The organism is Nonomuraea monospora, assembly GCF_039531895.1.
Taxonomy (GTDB): Bacteria; Actinomycetota; Actinomycetes; order Streptosporangiales; family Streptosporangiaceae; genus Nonomuraea; species Nonomuraea monospora.
The window spans coordinates 183,559-199,809 of record NZ_BAAAQX010000013.1 but is presented as its reverse complement, the minus strand read 5'-3'; the positions used below and the strand labels follow the sequence as shown (position 1 = coordinate 199,809).

At 71.8% G+C, this 16,251-nt stretch carries 13 protein-coding genes; 8 read left to right on the top strand and 5 right to left on the bottom strand.

What is annotated here, in order from left to right:
* Positions 1–67: 67 nt before the first annotated feature.
* Positions 68–697 carry an IclR family transcriptional regulator gene (locus ABD331_RS25905; RefSeq protein ID WP_344479580.1) on the bottom strand — a complete coding sequence of 210 codons (630 nt, stop codon included), beginning with the start codon at positions 695–697 and terminating at the stop codon, positions 68–70.
* 131 nt (positions 698–828) lie between these two features.
* On the opposite strand from ABD331_RS25905, the gene ABD331_RS25900 reads away from it, so the two are divergent.
* The 3 genes from ABD331_RS25900 to ABD331_RS25890 all read left to right on the top strand — a co-directional run bounded on the left by ABD331_RS25900 (position 829) and on the right by ABD331_RS25890 (position 3,096).
* Positions 829–1,386, top strand: a complete 558-nt coding sequence (locus ABD331_RS25900) for a hypothetical protein (RefSeq protein WP_344479577.1) — start codon at positions 829–831, stop codon at positions 1,384–1,386.
* A gap of 39 nt (positions 1,387–1,425) precedes the next feature.
* Positions 1,426–2,541, top strand: coding sequence for an NAD(P)/FAD-dependent oxidoreductase (locus ABD331_RS25895; RefSeq protein WP_344479574.1), 1,116 nt, complete (start codon positions 1,426–1,428; stop codon positions 2,539–2,541).
* A 96-nt stretch (positions 2,542–2,637) separates the two neighbouring features.
* Positions 2,638–3,096, top strand: coding sequence for a hypothetical protein (locus ABD331_RS25890; protein ID WP_344479572.1), 459 nt, complete (start codon positions 2,638–2,640; stop codon positions 3,094–3,096).
* Here the strand turns inward: ABD331_RS25890 and ABD331_RS25885 are convergent.
* Entirely contained in the window at positions 3,078–4,334 is a 1,257-nt protein-coding gene (locus ABD331_RS25885) for an MFS transporter (RefSeq protein WP_344479569.1), read from the bottom strand. The genes ABD331_RS25890 and ABD331_RS25885 overlap by 19 nt on opposite strands.
* Before the next feature lie 186 nt (positions 4,335–4,520).
* On the opposite strand from ABD331_RS25885, the gene ABD331_RS25880 reads away from it, so the two are divergent.
* From ABD331_RS25880 to ABD331_RS25860, 5 genes are all read left to right on the top strand, one after another.
* Positions 4,521–6,188, top strand: coding sequence for a fatty acyl-AMP ligase (locus tag ABD331_RS25880; protein ID WP_344479566.1), 1,668 nt, complete (start codon positions 4,521–4,523; stop codon positions 6,186–6,188).
* Positions 6,181–8,817, top strand: coding sequence for an MMPL family transporter (locus ABD331_RS25875; protein ID WP_344479564.1), 2,637 nt, complete (start codon positions 6,181–6,183; stop codon positions 8,815–8,817). Before ABD331_RS25880 ends, ABD331_RS25875 begins: the two co-directional genes overlap by 8 nt.
* Positions 8,814–10,220, top strand: a complete 1,407-nt coding sequence (locus ABD331_RS25870) for an MFS transporter (RefSeq protein WP_344479561.1) — start codon at positions 8,814–8,816, stop codon at positions 10,218–10,220. Before ABD331_RS25875 ends, ABD331_RS25870 begins: the two co-directional genes overlap by 4 nt.
* A gap of 118 nt (positions 10,221–10,338) precedes the next feature.
* A complete protein-coding gene (locus ABD331_RS25865) occupies positions 10,339–11,583 on the top strand; it encodes a glycosyltransferase (RefSeq protein ID WP_344479558.1) in 1,245 nt (414 codons plus the stop codon).
* A gap of 52 nt (positions 11,584–11,635) precedes the next feature.
* Positions 11,636–12,934, top strand: coding sequence for a hypothetical protein (locus ABD331_RS25860; RefSeq protein ID WP_344479556.1), 1,299 nt, complete (start codon positions 11,636–11,638; stop codon positions 12,932–12,934).
* Between the two features lie 98 nt (positions 12,935–13,032).
* Here the strand turns inward: ABD331_RS25860 and ABD331_RS25855 are convergent, their stop codons facing one another.
* Genes ABD331_RS25855 through ABD331_RS25845 form a run of 3 tightly spaced genes read right to left on the bottom strand, consistent with a single transcriptional unit; the run spans position 13,033 to position 16,246 of the window.
* On the bottom strand, positions 13,033–14,373 hold the full coding sequence (locus tag ABD331_RS25855) for an ABC transporter substrate-binding protein (RefSeq protein ID WP_344479555.1): 1,341 nt from the start codon (positions 14,371–14,373) through the stop codon (positions 13,033–13,035).
* 32 nt (positions 14,374–14,405) lie between these two features.
* Complete coding sequence (locus ABD331_RS25850; protein ID WP_344479552.1) at positions 14,406–15,284, bottom strand: carbohydrate ABC transporter permease; 879 nt, start codon at positions 15,282–15,284, stop codon at positions 14,406–14,408.
* Positions 15,284–16,246, bottom strand: a complete 963-nt coding sequence (locus ABD331_RS25845) for a carbohydrate ABC transporter permease (RefSeq protein WP_344479549.1) — start codon at positions 16,244–16,246, stop codon at positions 15,284–15,286. The genes ABD331_RS25850 and ABD331_RS25845 overlap by 1 nt, the downstream gene beginning before the upstream one ends.
* Positions 16,247–16,251 lie beyond the last annotated feature (5 nt).

Genomic DNA, 16,251 nt, shown 5'->3' with positions numbered 1-16,251 from the left:
ACCTGTCCGACTATCGGACGGATGTGTCCACTATCTGTGACTACCGTCCGCTATCCCCGAGGAGATGTCAACCCAGGGCAGCGGCCAGCTCGGCCGCGGCGGCCACCACGCGCGGCCCCGTCGACTCCTCCAGCGGCCCGAACGTCACCACCCCCACCGACGCCTCCAGCCACGGCAGACCGGTCACGGGCGCGGCGACGCCCCGCGCCCCCTCCTGCAACTGCCCCTCCGTGACGAAGTAGTCGTGCCGCCCCTCCCGCAGGGCCAGGATCGCCTGCCCCGCCGCGCCCCTGGCCAGCGGATGGCGAGAGCCCTCGCGGTAGGCCACGTGCATCCGCGTCCAGGACGGCTCCACCACCGCGACGGCCAGCCCGTCGTCGCCCTCGGCCACGGTCAGGTGCGCGGTCGCGCCCACCTGCTCGGCCAGCCGCCGCAACGTCGGCACCGCCGCCGCGCGCAGCAGCGGCTGAACGGCCTGCGCCAGCGCCAGCACCCCGAACCCGAGATGCACCCGCCCCTCGGCGTCCCTGCGCACGAAACCCTCGCCCAGCAACGTCGTGAGCAGCCGGTACACCACGGGACGGCTGAGCGACAGCTCGGCGCTCAGCTCGGTCGGCGTTCGCCCGCCCTTGCCGTCGGCGAGCAGTCGGAGCAGGCGGAGCCCGCGCTCCAGGGTCTGAGCTGATTCAGCGGCCATGCGACCGATTATGGAGTGACGCTCCGCGGTGAAGGGGGTACGTATCGGCGTAGAAGAGCCGGGGGGTAATGATGCGGCAAAGGTGGGTTCTCCTGCTTGCCGGGGCGGCGATGTGCGCTCTTTCGCCTGCCATGCCGTCGCTCACCACCCCCATGGTCCAGGTGTCCAGGGAGACCCCCGCCGACGAGAGCCTGGTCGAGGACACGTTCTACGTCACGGTCGGCATCGAGGTGAGCCAGTTCCTGCTGCCCACGGCCAAGGGCGTCACCTTCCGCCCCGCCTACCTCGCGGTCGGCGTCCAGGTCGACCAGGGCGGCCGGCTGTACGGCAAGCCGCAGCGCTCCGGCACGTTCGTCGCCACGGTGCAGGTCTGCTCGGGAGGCTCGTGCCGTGAGCAGGACGTCACGCTCGTCGTGCTGGCCAACGTGCCGTGGGAGCCGCGCGAGCTGACCTTCCCCGGCAGGGCGGGCACGGCGCTGAACGGCGAGATCGGCATCAACGGCGGCCCCGCCGGGGTGGTGCCCACCTTCACCGTGACCGACCACGACAAGGTGCCGGAGGGCGTGAGCATCGGCCCCGACGGGCACGTGGGCGGGGTGCCCGCCAGGCCCGGCATCTCCGAGGTGCCGGTGCGCGTCTGCGTGGCGGGCAACTGCGCGGGCGTGGTCGTGCGGCTCATCATCGTCTGAGTCTTGTGGCGAGCCCTGGTTACCGGTCACGGTGGTCTCATGAAATCGGTCATTGTGGTCGGAGCGGGCATTTGGGGGTCGTCACTGGCGTTGCGGCTGGCCGAAACCGGCTGGCGGGTGACGCTGGTCGAGCAGCACAAACCGGGGCACGTACGGCAGGCCAGCGCGGGTGAGACCCGCCTGCTGCGCTGCGCGCACGGAGCCGACGACTGGTACGCCCGCCTCGCCTGGGAGGCCAGGGACGGCTGGCGGCGGCTCGGCGAGCGAGCGGGGGAGGAGCTGTACCTGGAGGCGGGCATGGTGTGGCTGGCCAGGACCCCCGACGGGTGGGAGCGCGCCAGCGCCCGGGTGCTCAAGAGCCTGGACATCGAGTGCGTGGAGCTGGACCCGGCCGACGGCGGCAGGTTCTTCCCCAGCTTCAGCGGCGACGGCCTCAGCTTCCTGCTCTGGGAGCCGAACGCGGGCGTGATCAGGGCCAGGCGGGCCACCCAGGTCACCGCCGGCCTGGCCCTCGACGCCGGCGTCCGGCTGGTCAGGGCGCGGGCGCTGCCCGTACCGGACAAGAGCGCGGTAGAGATCGACGGCGAGATCCACCGCGCCGACCGGGTCGTGTGGGCGTGCGGCGCCTGGCTGCCCCACCTCTTCGACGGCCTGCCGATCACCGTGACCAAGCAGGACACGCTGCACTTCGCGGTGCCGCCCGCCTGGTCGGTCCCCGAGACCCCGGCCTGGGTCGACTACGACGCCTCCGCCTACGGGCACGGCGACGTGGACGGCGCCGGCATGAAGTCCACCTCCGACGCGGAGGGGCAGCCGTACGACCCCGAGCACGGCAGCCGCCAGGTCGACGCGGACAGCGTCGAGCGGGCCGCGAGCTACCTGGGCCGCAGGTTCCCCGCGCTGGCGCGGGCGCCGGTGGTGTTCAGCCAGGTCTGCCAGTACGCGCTCACCCCCGACGCCGAGTGGCTGCTCACCGAGAGATCGCCCGGCGTGTGGCTGCTCGGCGGCGACTCGGGGCACGGGTTCAAGCACGGGCCGGCGCTGGCCGCGTACGTGGCGGGGGTGCTGGACGGCGCGCACGCGCCGGAGCCGCGCTTCGGGCCGCGGGAGCGTCTCCCTACCCGTGGCCTGCGGACGAGCGGCCAGGTGGGGTAGGGCGCGCCCCACCGCAAGTCGGGGGAGCGCGGGCATGATCTGGATCGGGTGCGCGACGGAGACTGCGGTATCACCACTTCTCCGGAGGTTTCCACCATGAGCACCTCTGTCATGAGGACCGAGACGGCCCCGCCCGTCGTGCACACCGCCGCCATGCTGTGGCTGTCGGCCGTCGCGTTCGGCGCGTTCGAGGCCGTGCTGATGATCGGCAGTCTGCTGTACGAGGGCACGCCGGTGCTCGGGCTGCTGCCGCAGGCCGGGTTCCGGCTGGCCGTGTTCGCCGGGGCGGTCTTCCTGGCGCTGAAGCTGAGAGGCGGCGCCGACTGGGCCCGCTGGGCGCTGGCCGGGACACTCGGCGTGTTCGGCACGCTCTCGCTGGTCAAGGAGCCGATCGAGTGGCTGGTCGCGGGCGGCTCGATCACCGAGGCGATGGCCGGGGCCGACGCGATGGCGTGGGTCTTCGCGGCCAGCCGCGTCCTGCACGTGCTGGCCGTGCTGGGGGCGGTGACGCTGATGTTCCAGCCCAGGGCCAACGCCTACTTCAGATCGGCGTGAGCGGCCGCCTGCGGCTGCGGCGCACGCAGGTTCCTGACCCCCGGCGACAGCAGCGCGGCCAGCGTGGCGACCACCACGATGACCGCGCAGCCCAGCAGCGACTCCTCGGTGCCGAACCAGCCCGCCGCCGGGCCGGCCAGCAGCAGCCCGATCGGGCCGAACATCATCGAGCCGAGGATGTCGTACGAGCTGACCCGCGACAGCGACTCCGCCGGGATCTCCCGCTGCATCGTGGTCTGCCAGAGCACGCCGAACACGTCGAAGCACACGCCGAACACGAACGCCCCCGCCACGATCAGCCACAGCGGCGCGTCCAGCCCGAGCAGCAGGTACGGCAGCGCGGTCGGCAGGCACAGCAGCACCGCGACCAGGATCGGGCGGCTGGGGCGCAGCCGCAGCGAGATCAGCACCCCGGCGATCGTGCCGACCGCCTCTCCGGCCAGGAACCCCGACCAGGCCAGCGGGCCGCCCAGGCTCTGCTTGGCCAGCAGCGGGCCGAGCACGCCGTGCGCCGCCTGGATGGCCATCACCATCAGCGAGAACTGCGCGACCACCACCCAGATCCACTGCCGCGAGGCGAACTCCCGCCAGCCGTCCCGCAGGTCGGCCAGCACCGAGTGGGACTCGCCGCGCTGCCGGTCGCCGGGCGCCATCCGCAGCAGCGCGACCAGCACGCCCGCCACCGCGAACAGCGCGCCGCTCATCACCAGCGCCCAGCCCCCGCCGAACAGCACCACCATGCCGCCGCCGAGCACCGCGCCCGCGACCCGCGAGGCGTTCGCGCCCAGGCCGAGCAGCGCGTTGCCGGTCTGCAGCCGATCCAGGGGGACGACCTCGGGGATGATCCCGGTCAGCGCCGGGAACGTGACCGCCGTCGCCACCCCGGCCAGCGCCGACGCGGCGATCAGCGCGGGCAGCGGGGTCCAGCCGGTGAGCAGCATCGCGCCCAGGCAGAAGAACCCGGTCGCCATCAGGAACTCGCCCGCCATCATCACCCGGTGGCGCGGCAGCCGGTCGGCGATCACGCCGCCGGCCAGCATGAACAGGATCATGGGCAGCGCCTCGGCGGTGAGCACCGCCGACAGCGTGGAGGCGTCGGCGCCCGGCAGGTTGAGCACGCCGAACGCGAGCGCGACGGGCGCGAACGCGCTGCCGAGCACGGAGATCGTGCGCGCTGAGAGCAGGAGTGCGAAGCGACGGTCCTTGAGCAGGCCGAGATCGCCTAGATTGCCGTGCATTTTCGCAAACCCCCTGAAAGCAGCCAAACCCCGCCATTCTGCCGCAAGGGAATCCGTGATGTCGTCTGCTTATTTCCTTGTCACTTCGGCAACAACATCCGTCGCGGATTGTGCCGGCGCCTGGCAAGAATCGCGCCCGCTTCTCCCGTAATTTGCTAGGTCCTGCTCACGGTGAGGGGACCAGGCATGCGCGACGACATGTTGCTCGCACAGGTGGCCCGGTGGGCCCGCGAGATCCCGCAGGCGCCCGCGTACACGTTCGTCGACCACCTCGGCGGCGGCGCGCGGCACACGCTCACCTGGGCGCGCGCCGACCTCAAGGCCAGAGCGCTCGCCGTGCGGCTGCGCGAGCTGGCCGGGCCCGGCGACCGCGTGGCCGTCCTCCTGCCGCAGGGGCTCGACTACGTCGTCGCCATGATCGGCGCCATGTACGCGCGGCTCGTCGCCGTGCCGCTGTTCGCCCCCGGGCTGCCCGGCCACGGCGAACGGCTGGCCGGGGCGTACGCCGACGCCGACCCCCTCATCGTGCTGACCACCACCGACGCGCTCCCCGGCGTCGCCGATTTCCTGGCCACCGCCCAGGCGCCCAAGCACGTGCTCGCCGTGGACACCGTCTCCGACCTGCTGGCCGACGAGTGGGAGCCCGAGCCCGCCGGGCCCGACGACCTGGCCTACCTGCAGTACACCTCCGGCTCCACCCGCGCGCCCGCCGGCGTCGAGATCACCCACGGCAACCTCACCGCCAACGCCACCCAGCTCTGGGAGCTGTTCAGGGCCACGCCCAGGACCTCGGTGGCCGCGCTGTGGCTGCCGCTCTTCCACGACATGGGGCTGGTCGCCACCGTCGCGATGCCGATGATGGGCGGGAACCTGGCCGCGTTCATGGACCCCGTCGCGTTCGTCATGCGGCCGGTGCGGTGGCTGCGGCTGCTGTCGGAGCACGACGACGTGTTCACCGCCGGGCCCAACTTCGCCTACGAGTACACCGCCGCCCGCGTCACCGCCGAGGAGAAGGCCGGGCTGGACCTGTCCGGGGTGCGGGTCATGCTGAACGGGGCCGAGCCGGTGCGGCCAGGGGCGATCGAGGCGTTCGACGCGGCGTTCGGCGGGTGCGGGCTGCGGCCCGAGGCGCACACGCCCGCGTACGGGCTGGCCGAGGCCACCGTCTTCGTCGCCGCCACCGGGCGCGACGAGCGGCCGGTGACCACCGTCTTCGACCGTGACGCGCTGCGCGACGGGCGCGCGGTGCCCGCCGAGGAGGGGGCCGGGCTCGTGTCCTGCGGTCGGCCGCACGGCCAGCGGGTCCGCATCGTGTCCGGCAGGGCTCTGCAGGACGGGCAGGTGGGCGAGATCTGGGTGCAGGGGCCGAACGTGGCCCGCGCCTACTGGCGGGACGCCGCCCGCAGCGCGGAGGTGTTCGGGGCGGTGCTGGAAGGCGAGGAGGGCACCTGGCTGCGCACCGGGGACCTGGGCGTGCTGCACGACGGGCGGCTGTACGTCACCGGGCGGATCAAGGACCTGGTCATCGTGGACGGGCGCAACCACTACCCGCAGGACATCGAGGCCACCGTGCAGGAGGCGCACCCGGCCGTGCGGCGGGACCGGGTCGCGGCCTTCGGCCTATCAGGTGATGCGGGGGAGCGGCTCGTCGTGGTGGCCGAGCGGTCGCGGAGCGGGGAGGCGGCCGACGTGGCGGAGGTCGGGCGGGCCGTACGCGCCGCCGTCCGGAAATATCACGAACTATCGGTGCACGACTTCGTGCTGACCACCGCCGGAACCATCCCCAGGACGTCGAGCGGGAAGATCGCCCGGCGGGCCGCGCTCCAGGCGTACCTGGAGGGTCTGCTTGTTTGAGTCGGCGGGGCGGCTGGTCTACCGGAGCCGGTGGACGCTGCTGGCGCTCACGCTGGCGGCGGCCGTCCTCGTCGCGCCGCTCGGGCTGGAGCTGTTCGGCCGGATGGCCGATGGCGGCTTCGAGGACCCGCGCGCCGACTCCACCACCGCCGCCCGCTGGAACGACGAATGGTACGGCGGCCACGCCCCCGACGTGGTCGTCCTCTACCGGCACCCCACCGTCAAGGTGCGCGACGCCCGCTACAAGGCCGCCGTGCACGCCTCGCTGCGGGCGCTGCCGGGCCGGTACGTGCGGGCGATGGCCACGTACTGGACGACCGGCTCCAAGAAGATGGTCTCGCGGGACGGGCACGCGACGTACGCCGTCGTCACCCTCAAGGGCGACGAGCAGCGCGCCTACGCCGCCATCGCCGACCGGCTCAGGACCGTCGAGAACCTGTACGTGTCCATCGGCGGCTCCGTGCCCCTCCTCGACGAGCTCAACGACCAGACCGCCGCCGACCTCACCCGCGCCGAGGCCATCTCCATGCCGGTGCTGCTGGTGCTGCTCGTCGTGGTCTTCGGCAGCCTCGTCGCCGCCGGGCTGCCGCTGGTCGTCGGGCTGCTCGCGGTCCTCGGCGCGTTGGTGCTGCTGCGGCTGCTCACCTCCGTCACCGAGGTGTCCGTCTTCTCGCTGAACGTCGTCACCATGCTCGGGCTCGGCCTGGCCATCGACTACTCCCTCTTCGTGCTCAAGGCGTTCAGGGAGGAGATCGCCCGCGGCGCCACGAACGAGCAGGCCGTCGTGCGCACCATGGCCACGGCCGGGCGCACCGTCGCCTTCTCCGGGCTGACCGTGGCCACGGCGCTGCTGGGGCTGCTGCTGTTCCCGCAGATGTTCCTGCGCTCCATCGGGCTCGGCGCCGCCGCCGTCGTCCTCGTCGCCGTGGGGGCCGCGCTGATCGTGCTGCCCGCCGTGCTCGGCGTGCTCGGGCCGCGCGTCAACGCCCTGCGCATCACGCCCGACTTCGGGCCGCGCGGGCAGGGCGGCCTGTGGCACGCCGTCGCCACCAGCGTCATGCGGCGGCCCGTCCTTTACCTGGTGGCGGTGACCGCCGTGCTGGCCGGGCTGGCGGTGCCGTTCCTGCACGTCAAGTTCGGGAACGTGGACCACAGGGTGCTGCCCGCTGCCTCCGAGAGCCGCCGCGTCGCCGAGACCCTCGACCGGGACTTCGCCCGCAACGCCATGGCCGCCATCGACGTGCACGTCCTCGTCGAACGCACCTTCACCGACGACCCGCCCCTCCCAGGACCGCTCGGCCAGGGACACACCCCGATCAGCGCCGTCACCCCCGTCAGCCCCGTGGACGTCCGGCCGCTGGTGCGGCGCCTGGGACGGCTGCCCGCCGTCACGGAGGTCGAGGTCGCCGGCCTGTCCCAGGACAACGGCGCTGTGCGGCTGGCCGTGCGCTACGCGGCCGACCCCATGTCGGACCAGGCCAGGGCGCTCGTCCGGGCCATCCGCGCCCTCCCGCCCGAGCCGAACGTGCGGCGGGTCGTCGTCGGCGGGCCCACCGCTGCCCAGCTCGACCTCCAGGACAGCCTGGTCGCCACGCTGCCGTGGATGGCGCTGGTCGTCTGCTCCGTCACGTCTGTGCTGCTGTTCGCCGCGTTCGGGTCGCTGGTGCTGCCGATCAAGGCCCTGCTGATGAACGTGCTCTCGATCGGGGCGTCGTTCGGGGTGATCGTGTGGGCCTTCCAGGACGGGCACCTCGCCTCTGCCCTCGACTTCACCTCCACCGGGGCCATCGAGGCGACCGTCACCGTGCTGATCCTGGCCGTGGTGTTCGGGTTGTCCATGGACTACGAGCTGTTCCTGTTGTCGCGGGTGCGGGCGGAGTGGGAGCGGACGGGGGACAACACGGCTGCCGTGGCGGCGGGGCTGCAGCAGACGGGCGGGGTGATCACCAGTGCGGCGTTGTTGTTGCTGGTGGTGATCGGGGCGTTCTCCACGGCCGGGATCACGATCGTGAAGTTGCTCGGGGTGGGGATGTTCGTGGCGATCGTGGTGGATGCGACGTTGGTGCGTGCTCTGCTGGTGCCTGCTTCTATGCGGTTGATGGGCGGGGTGAACTGGTGGTTGCCGCGGTCGTGGCGGGCGTTCCACCGGCGCATCGCCCTCCGCGAGCCCACCCCCACCCCACCGCCCACCCCCGCGCCCCCGCCCGCGCCCGCGTCTGCGCTGCGTCCGGCTGCCGCGCCACACACGCCTGCGCCTGCTTCAGCCCCTGCACCCGCGCCACACCCGGCCGCCGCCGTGCCACCCGCCGCCGTGTCACCCGCCGCTGTGTCGCCTGCCGATGCGTCGTCCGGCGATGCGTCGTCTGCCGCTGGGGCGTCGGCTGATGCGTCGTCGCGTGCCGTCGCACCGTCGCCCTCCGAGGTCGTGCCACCGGCGGTGACCCTCAACGGGCGGCCGGCCGTCTTCGGCGCGGACACCGACCCCGTGCCGCTCACCGCCCCGATCCCCCGTCCCGACGCGAGCCAGCCCCAGGAGCGGCCGGGCTGGGTGCGGGTGGTGGAGAAGCGGGCCCGTGTGGTGCGCCCGCTGCCGGGCGGCGGCTGGACCTGGGAGGAGGCGGACGAGTGAGCCTGACCGCCACCACGACGGGGCAGCGACGCACCAGGGCCTGGCCGCTGCTCCTCGTCACGGGCCTGGCCGGTTTCATGACCACGCTGGACAACACGGTCGTCACCGTCGCGATCCCCACCATCCAACGCGACCTCGACGCCAGCCTGGCCGCCCTGGAATGGGTGGCGACCGGCTACATCCTCACCTTCGCGGGCCTCATGCTCGCGGGCGGCCGTCTCGCCGACGTCCACGGGGCTCGGCGGGTGCTGATGGCGGGGCTGGCGGCGTTCGCGGCGGCCTCGCTCGCGGCGGGCCTGGCGGGCTCGATCGGGGTGCTGATCGCGGCCCGCCTGGCGCAGGGGGCCGGGGCGGCGCTGATCCTGCCCGCGACGCTGGCCGCGCTGGCCGGGCGGGAGGAGCGGCAGCGGTCCATGGGGGTGGCCGTGTGGATGGCCTCCGGGGCGGCGGCGCTGGCGCTGGGGCCGGTGGCGGGCGGTTACGTCAGCCAGCACCTGCACTGGAGCTGGGTGTTCCTGGCCAACGTGCCGCTGGGCGCCGTCATCATGGCGCTGGCCGCGGTGGCCGTCCCGCCGGGTCCTGCCCGCCCGGACGCACGTCCAGCCGGAGCCCGAGCCGGTGGCGGTGGCGGGGTCGGTGGGGGGGAGTTGGACGGGGCCGGGGTGGTGGCGTCGGTGGTGTGCCTGGCGGCCGGGACGTTCGCGTTGATCCACGGCGGCGCACACGGATGGACGTCACCGGCCGTCGTGGCGGCGGTGCTGGTGTGTGCGGGCGGCGGGGCGGCGTTCGTGGTGGCCGAGCGGCGGGCCAGCGAGCCGATGGTGGATCTGGCGCTGTTCAGGGTGCGGAGCTTCGCGGGCGGGGTGGCGGCGCAGGTGCTGTGGGGGCTGGGGGTGAACGGCGTGTTCTTCTACACGGCGATCTTCCTGCAAGGGGTGCTCGGGTTCACGCCGACGGACTCCGGGATGGCGTTCGTGCCGCTGGCGCTGCTGGTGGTGATCGTCACGCCGGTCGTGCCGCTGGTGGAAAGGTGGCTCGGGGCCGGTCGTACGGTGGCCGCCGGGCTGGCGCTCGTGGCCGGCGGGATGGCGCTGGCCGCGACCCTGGAGGCAGGGGACGGGTGGGGGCGGTTGCTGCCCGCCGTGTGCGCCATCGGGGTGGGCTCGGCGTTGACCATGCCGTTGGGGTCGGCGGTGCTGGGGGCCGTGCCGGAGTCGAGGGCCGGGGTGGCGGGCGGGATCTTCTCGGTGAGTCGTGAAATTTCGGGACTGTTCGGGATCGCGGCCGTGGGGGTGATCGTGCACGCGGCCGGTGCGTTCGCGGCGGGGTACGTGGTCGGGTTGCTGGTGGCGGCCGGGTTGGTGCTGGCCGGGGCACTGATCAGCCTGCTGGCCCTGCCATGAGTGCGCCTGCCATTGGGGCGCCTGTCGTGAGGGTGGCGGTCGTGAGGGTGGCGGTCGTGAGGGTGGCGGTCGTGAGGGTGGCGGTCGTGAGGGTGGCGGTCGTGAGGGTGGCGGTGTCATGAGGGTGGCGGTGCTGGGGCTCGGGTCGCGGGGGGACGTGCAGCCGTGTGCGGCGCTGGCCCACGGGCTGGCGGCGCGCGGTCACACGGTCACGCTCGTCGCGCCCGCCCGATACGCCTCCCTGGCACGACGCCCCGACCGGCACGCCATGCCTGAGGAGCGTGGGCCGGGCGTGACGTTCGCTCCCCTCAGCGTCGATCCAGCGCAGATCGTGGCGAGCGAGGAGGGGCGGCGCTGGCTGAGGAGCGGCCCGCTGGGGTTCGTCCGCGGCTTCAGGACCGTGGTGGAGCCGCTCGCCACCACCCTCGTCAAGGAGGTGGACGCCGCCTGCGCCCCCGCGGACCTGGTGCTCGCCCCCGCCCTCGGCGCCTTCGGCAGGCACCTGCACGACCGCTACGGCACCCCGTACCAGATCCTGCACTTCCAGCCCAGCGAGCCGACCCGCGAGTTCCCCAACCCCCTGATCCCGCTGACCACCCTGGGCCCTCTGGCCAACCGGGCCAGCTACGCGCTGGTCGAGCGCCTCGGCTGGCTGCTGCTCGGCCGCATGGTGAACAGGTTGCGGTCGAGCGTCTGGGGCCTGAGGCCGTTGCGCGGCAGCCCGTTCGCGGCGGATCGGCGGGCGCGGGTGCCGGTGTTGTGCGGGGTCAGCCCGCTGGTGGTGCCGAGGCCCGCCGACTGGCCGGAGCACGTGCACCTGACCGGCTACTGGCGGCTCCCGATGAAAGAAGGTGGGAGCGGGGATGTGGAGGAGTTCCTGGCGGCTGGGCCCAAGCCGGTGTTCGTGGGGTTCGGGAGCATGGTGCCGGACGAGCCGGAGCGGGTGGCGGCCGAGGTGATCGGGGCGTTGCGGCGGGCGCGGATGCGGGGCGTCGTGCAGGGGCTGCCGGTGGCGGAGGACGACGACGTGCGGGTGGTGGGGGAGGTGGCGCACGAGTGGTTGTTCCCGAGGACGGCGGCGGTGGTGCACCACGGCGGCGCGGGCACGACGGGGACGGCGCTGGCGGCCGGGGTGCCGAATGTGGTGTGCCCGTTCTTCTCGGATCAGCCGTTCTGGGCCAGGCGGGTGGCGGCGCTGGGCGCGGGGCCGCGGCCGTTGCCCGTGACCGGGCTGACCAGGGACGCATTGGCGGCGCGGCTGATCGACGCAGGTGAATGTCGGGAAAACGCCGCACGACTGGGACGGCTACTGCATGTTGAGCATGGCGTGAAGAACGCCGTAGATCTCATTGATCGTCCTTGATCGTCCGGATATTGTTCATATGCCCACGATCACCCCCTGGAAGTTAGGTGCCATGAGACGGCGGCTACGGCAGGTCTTCATCATCGGTCTCACCCTCTCGCTGCTGGGCATCGGCGGCCCCGCGTACTCCGAGGACGGCGACAGGAACTGCAACGAGGAGTTGCCCGCCGGCACCCCGTCGTACGTCGTGTGCACCTGGCTGAACACGCCGGAGGAGGCACTGGAGACCGCGATGTTCTGGCTCGGCAACGACGGCCAGAACATGGAGGACGCCGCCCCGATCCCGCCGATCATGATCGACTGCAGCGAGGAGGGCAACTCCTGCCCGACCGACTCCGAGGGCGACGGCCAGCTCCACGACGTCGACTCGCCTGACGTGCCGGGCGCCGAGGACGGCGGCACGCCGGAGTGCCAGACCGGCGAGCAGTGCTACGTCGACCCGAACACGATCACCGAGGCCGAGAAGACCGCCGCCCAGGCGACCCCGGCCGGCCAGGCCACCCAGGCGATGGCCCAGACCCAGACCACCATGCGGGTCTGGATCGACACCGAGCTCGCCGACGACTACAAGGCCGGCAAGCTCGCCGAGGCCGCCAAGAAGGTCGCCGCGCTGGTCGCCACGCAGCCCGGTGTCGTGGGTGTCAGGTTCACCTCGCAGCTCGGCTACAACCAGACCTTCGCCACGGCGGACGAGCTGGACAAGTTCGTCTCGGAGACGGCGACCGCGCTGCGCACGCTGCTGCCGGGCAAGAAGCTGGCCGCGCACACGGTGGTGCCGGTGCTCGGCTGCGGTGCCGACCAGACCTGCACGGCGGAGCTGACCAAGAAGTACCCGCTGCTCGACCCCGAGCGCATCGGCGCCTGGCTGAGCAAGGGCTACCTCGACCAGCTCGCCCTCGACAGCGGCCACTTCGCCACCGAGTACGCCACCTGGAAGATCGACGCCACCGCCGCCCAGCGCAACCAGTGGGCCCAGGTCCAGGCCCGCGCCTGGGACGCCTACGCGCAGATCTCCGCCGAGGACGCCTCCTTCGCCGCCGCGGGCTCCTCCGCGATGACCGAGGAGCAGGTCACCCAGGCGATCGCCGCGAAGATCGCCGCCCCGCTGCGGGACGACGCCGCCGAGACCGTCACCCTGTGGACGCGCTGGCAGAACGACCAGGGGCAGGTCAGCCGCGTGTACGGTGAGAAGTGGGCCGCCAACACCACGTGGGACCAGCTCAAGAAGCTCGGCACGATCAAGCCGCGGCTGGCCACCGTCTACGACCCGGCCCACCCCGAGGTCGACATGGCCACGGACCTGAAGAACCTGTCGGAGGTGTTCGGCCAGGTGTACCTGCACACCTCCTGAGTCTCGAACGACGCGAAGGGCCGGGCGCCGCCACGTGAGGCGGCGCCCGGCCCTTCGCGCTCGCAGCCGAAGCAGAGGCGGCGTCCGGCCCTTCGCTCTCAGCCGAAGTAGCCGTTGACGGTGGCGTTCGCCTGGTCGAGCGAGTTGACGTCCGCCTTGAAGGAGAAGATGGCGTCCATCGTCTCCGTCATCGTCGCCGTGATGTCGGCCCAGTGCTCGGCGATCGGCGCCAGGTGCGTGGTGCCCTGCTCGACGTGCATGGTGAACGGCCCGACGTCGATCCCGGCGTCCTTGAACGCCTGCTCGGCCTTGACCGTGGCCGTCTTGACCGCCGGGAACACGATGGCCTCCTTGGCGACGATCTCCTCCTGGCAGGCCGGGGAGCCGAGGAACTTGACCCACGCCCACGCCGCGTCCGGGTTGTCGGTGGACGCGGAGATGTTGTCGGCCAGGCCGTTGAAGAGGCTGGCCCGCTTACCGGTGGGCCCGATGGGCGTGGGGGCGAGTGCCGACTTGACGCCCTTGAGGTTCCAGTACGTCTTGGTGTTCCAGCTTCCCTCGGTGACCATCGCGTACTTGCCCGCCCCGTACGCGTCGATCTGCCCGACCCCGGAGCTGACGATGTCCATGGTCGGCATGTACCCCTTGTCGATGAGCGAGGTGAACCACTTGATGGTCTCCTTGAACTTGGGGTCGGCGTAGTTGAACTTCGAGGGCCACGGGTTCTTGTCGCCGTACTGCCAGCCGTTGCTCATCGTGTACTGGCTCCACTCGGTCTGCCCGAAGCCGGCGCCGCTGCCGTTGAGCCCGAGGCCGTAGACGGCCACGTTCTTCTTGTCGAAGCCGGGCTCGTCGCCGCGCTTGCCGTTCTTGTCGACGGTGAGGCGGGCGATGACCTTCTCGTACGTGCCGCCGTCCTGCGGGTTCCAGTTGAGCTCGGCCATCTCCTCGGGCTTGAGGCCGGCCTCCTTGAGCTTCTCGGTGTTGTAGATCACGGCCACGGTGTCGAAGTCCTTGGGCAGCCCGTACCGCTTGCCGTCCTTGGCGACCCACAGGTCGGCCAGGCCGTCCTGGTAGATGGACAGGTCCAGCTTGTCCTTGGTGACCTGCTCGTCGAGCGGCATGATCTGGCTCTGGGCGGCCAGCTCGGGGTAGCGCGACAGGTGGCCGACGAAGACGTCGGGGGCGGTGCCGGAGACGAAGGCGGTGGTCAGCGTGTTCCAGTAGTCGTCCCAGCCGTACTGGGTGATCTTGACTGTGTAGTTCGGGTTCGCCTTGTGGAAGGCGTCGGCGCAGGCCTGGTACTGGGGCTGCTGGGCGGTGTCCCAGAGCCAGTAGTCGATCGTGGCGGGCCCGGCGGCGGCCTGGGGCTCCTCCTGGGCGCCGCATCCGGCCAGCAGCAGCACCGCCGCTCCCGTGACAGCAAGACAACGCTTCATCACAACAAACCTTCCGTGGTGGGGGGCGGCGCTCACTTGACGCCGGTGTAGCCGATGGAGTCGATGACGCGGCGGCCGAGCACGGCGAACAGCGCCATGATCGGCAGTGCGGCGAAGAGGGTGGCGGCCATCAGACCGGCCCAGTCGGGGCTGCCCTGCGGCGTCTGGGAGCGGAAGATTCCCAGCGCCACGGTGAGCACCCGGACGTTCTCCGCCTTGCCGACCAGCAGCGGCCAGAAGTAGTCGTTCCAGCTCGTGATGTAGGTGAGGATGGCCAGCGTGGCGATGGGCCCGCGGCTCATCGGCAGCACGATGCGGAAGAACGTGCGCACGTGCCCGGCCCCGTCGATGCGGGCGGCCTCCTCCACGCTCGCGTTGATGCCGAGGAAGAACTGCCGCAGGAAGAACACCGCGAACGGCGTCATGAGCAGGTGCGGCAGCACGATCCCGACGAACGTGTTGAGCAGCCCCAAGTCCTTGATCAGCACGAAGTTGGGCAGCGTGGTGAAGATCGGCGGCACCATGAGCGCGGTGACGAACAGCGTGAAGACGGCGTTCCTGCCGGGCCAGCGCAGCCGCGCGAAGGCGTAGGCGGCCAGCGCGCCGAAGAAGACCTGCCCGGCCGTGGTGACCGTGGAGACGATGATCGAGTTGCGCAGGTAGAGCCAGAAGTTGACGGTGCCGCTCGACCCGCCCTCCGCGACTGCCTCCGCGGTGCTCGACAGGCCGAGCACCCGGCGGTAGGCGCCGAGCGTGAAGTCCACGGGCAGCAGGTCGGCGGCTCCGGCGGCCAGCGCGCGGGTGTTGGAGAAGGACGTGCGCAACATCCAGTAGAACGGGAACAGCGTCACCAGCATGACCACCACGAGCACGGCCCAGCCGGCCACCCGGCCCCAGCGGATCCCGGCCATCACGAACTCCTCAGATCGGACTCGCCGGCGCGGGACAGCCGCAACTGCAGGTACGCGACCCCGGCGAGCAGCACGAACAGCACGGACGACAGCGCCGCCGCGTAGCCGAAGTTGAACCGGTTGAACGCCAGGTCGTAGATGTAGAAGTAGATGACCCTGGTGGCGTTGATCGGCCCGCCCGCCGTGGTGACCGCGATCGTGTCGAAGACCTGGAAGGAGCCGATCACGCTCAGCACCATGACCAGCGCCATCACGGGCCGCAGCAGCGGCAGCGTGACCCGCCAGAAGGTGCGCCACTCGGAGGCCCCGTCGATGGCGGCGGCCTCGTACACGCTGGGCGGGATCATCTGCAGCCCGGCGAAGATGAGCAGCGCCGTGTAGCCCATGTGCCGCCAGGTGTTGATCCCGGCGATGGTCGGGATGGCCAGGTCGGAGCCGAAGAACGCGACCCGGTCGAAGCCCAGCCACTCGATGACGTTGTTGACCACGCCGAGCTGGAAGTCCAGCATCCAGAACCACAGGAGGGCCACGATCACGTTGGCGACGAGGTAGGGCAGCAGCACGATCCCGCGTACGATCATCGACTTCGTCAGCCGGTACAGCAGGACGGCCAGCAGCATGGAGATCACCGTCTGGGAGACGATGTTGAGCACCACGTACTCGGCGGTGACCTTCAGCGCGTTCCAGAACAGGCGGTCGCCGAAGAGCTTCTGGTAGTTCTCCAGCCCGATGAAGCGGGGCGGCGTGAGGACGTTGTACTTGGTCAGGCTGAGGTAGGCGCCGCGGACGGCGGGCCAGAGGTAGAAGAGCGCGAAGCCGACGGCGGCGGGGAGGACGAACAGGACGGCGACGGGAAGGTCGCCGAGGCGGCGTAGGAGCGGGGGACGGGGGGTTGTGGGCACTGTCCCTGGCACTGGTCCGGACGGGGTGCGGGGGGCGGCGCGGACGGTATCACTGGTCATTCGAC

Excerpts from the sequence above, each read along its gene's own strand:
- ABD331_RS25880 (WP_344479566.1), top strand. The coding sequence starts at position 4,521 with ATGCGCGACGACATGTTGCTCGCACAGGTGGCCCGGTGGGCCCGCGAG.
- ABD331_RS25850 (WP_344479552.1), bottom strand. The coding sequence starts at position 15,284 with ATGGCCGGGATCCGCTGGGGCCGGGTGGCCGGCTGGGCCGTGCTCGTG.
- ABD331_RS25860 (WP_344479556.1), top strand. The coding sequence starts at position 11,636 with ATGAGACGGCGGCTACGGCAGGTCTTCATCATCGGTCTCACCCTCTCG.
- ABD331_RS25865 (WP_344479558.1), top strand. The coding sequence starts at position 10,339 with ATGAGGGTGGCGGTGCTGGGGCTCGGGTCGCGGGGGGACGTGCAGCCG.
- ABD331_RS25885 (WP_344479569.1), bottom strand. The coding sequence starts at position 4,334 with ATGCACGGCAATCTAGGCGATCTCGGCCTGCTCAAGGACCGTCGCTTC.
- ABD331_RS25895 (WP_344479574.1), top strand. The coding sequence starts at position 1,426 with ATGAAATCGGTCATTGTGGTCGGAGCGGGCATTTGGGGGTCGTCACTG.
- ABD331_RS25900 (WP_344479577.1), top strand. The coding sequence starts at position 829 with ATGCCGTCGCTCACCACCCCCATGGTCCAGGTGTCCAGGGAGACCCCC.
- ABD331_RS25845 (WP_344479549.1), bottom strand. The coding sequence starts at position 16,246 with ATGACCAGTGATACCGTCCGCGCCGCCCCCCGCACCCCGTCCGGACCA.
- ABD331_RS25905 (WP_344479580.1), bottom strand. The coding sequence starts at position 697 with ATGGCCGCTGAATCAGCTCAGACCCTGGAGCGCGGGCTCCGCCTGCTC.
- ABD331_RS25890 (WP_344479572.1), top strand. The coding sequence starts at position 2,638 with ATGAGCACCTCTGTCATGAGGACCGAGACGGCCCCGCCCGTCGTGCAC.
- ABD331_RS25855 (WP_344479555.1), bottom strand. The coding sequence starts at position 14,373 with ATGAAGCGTTGTCTTGCTGTCACGGGAGCGGCGGTGCTGCTGCTGGCC.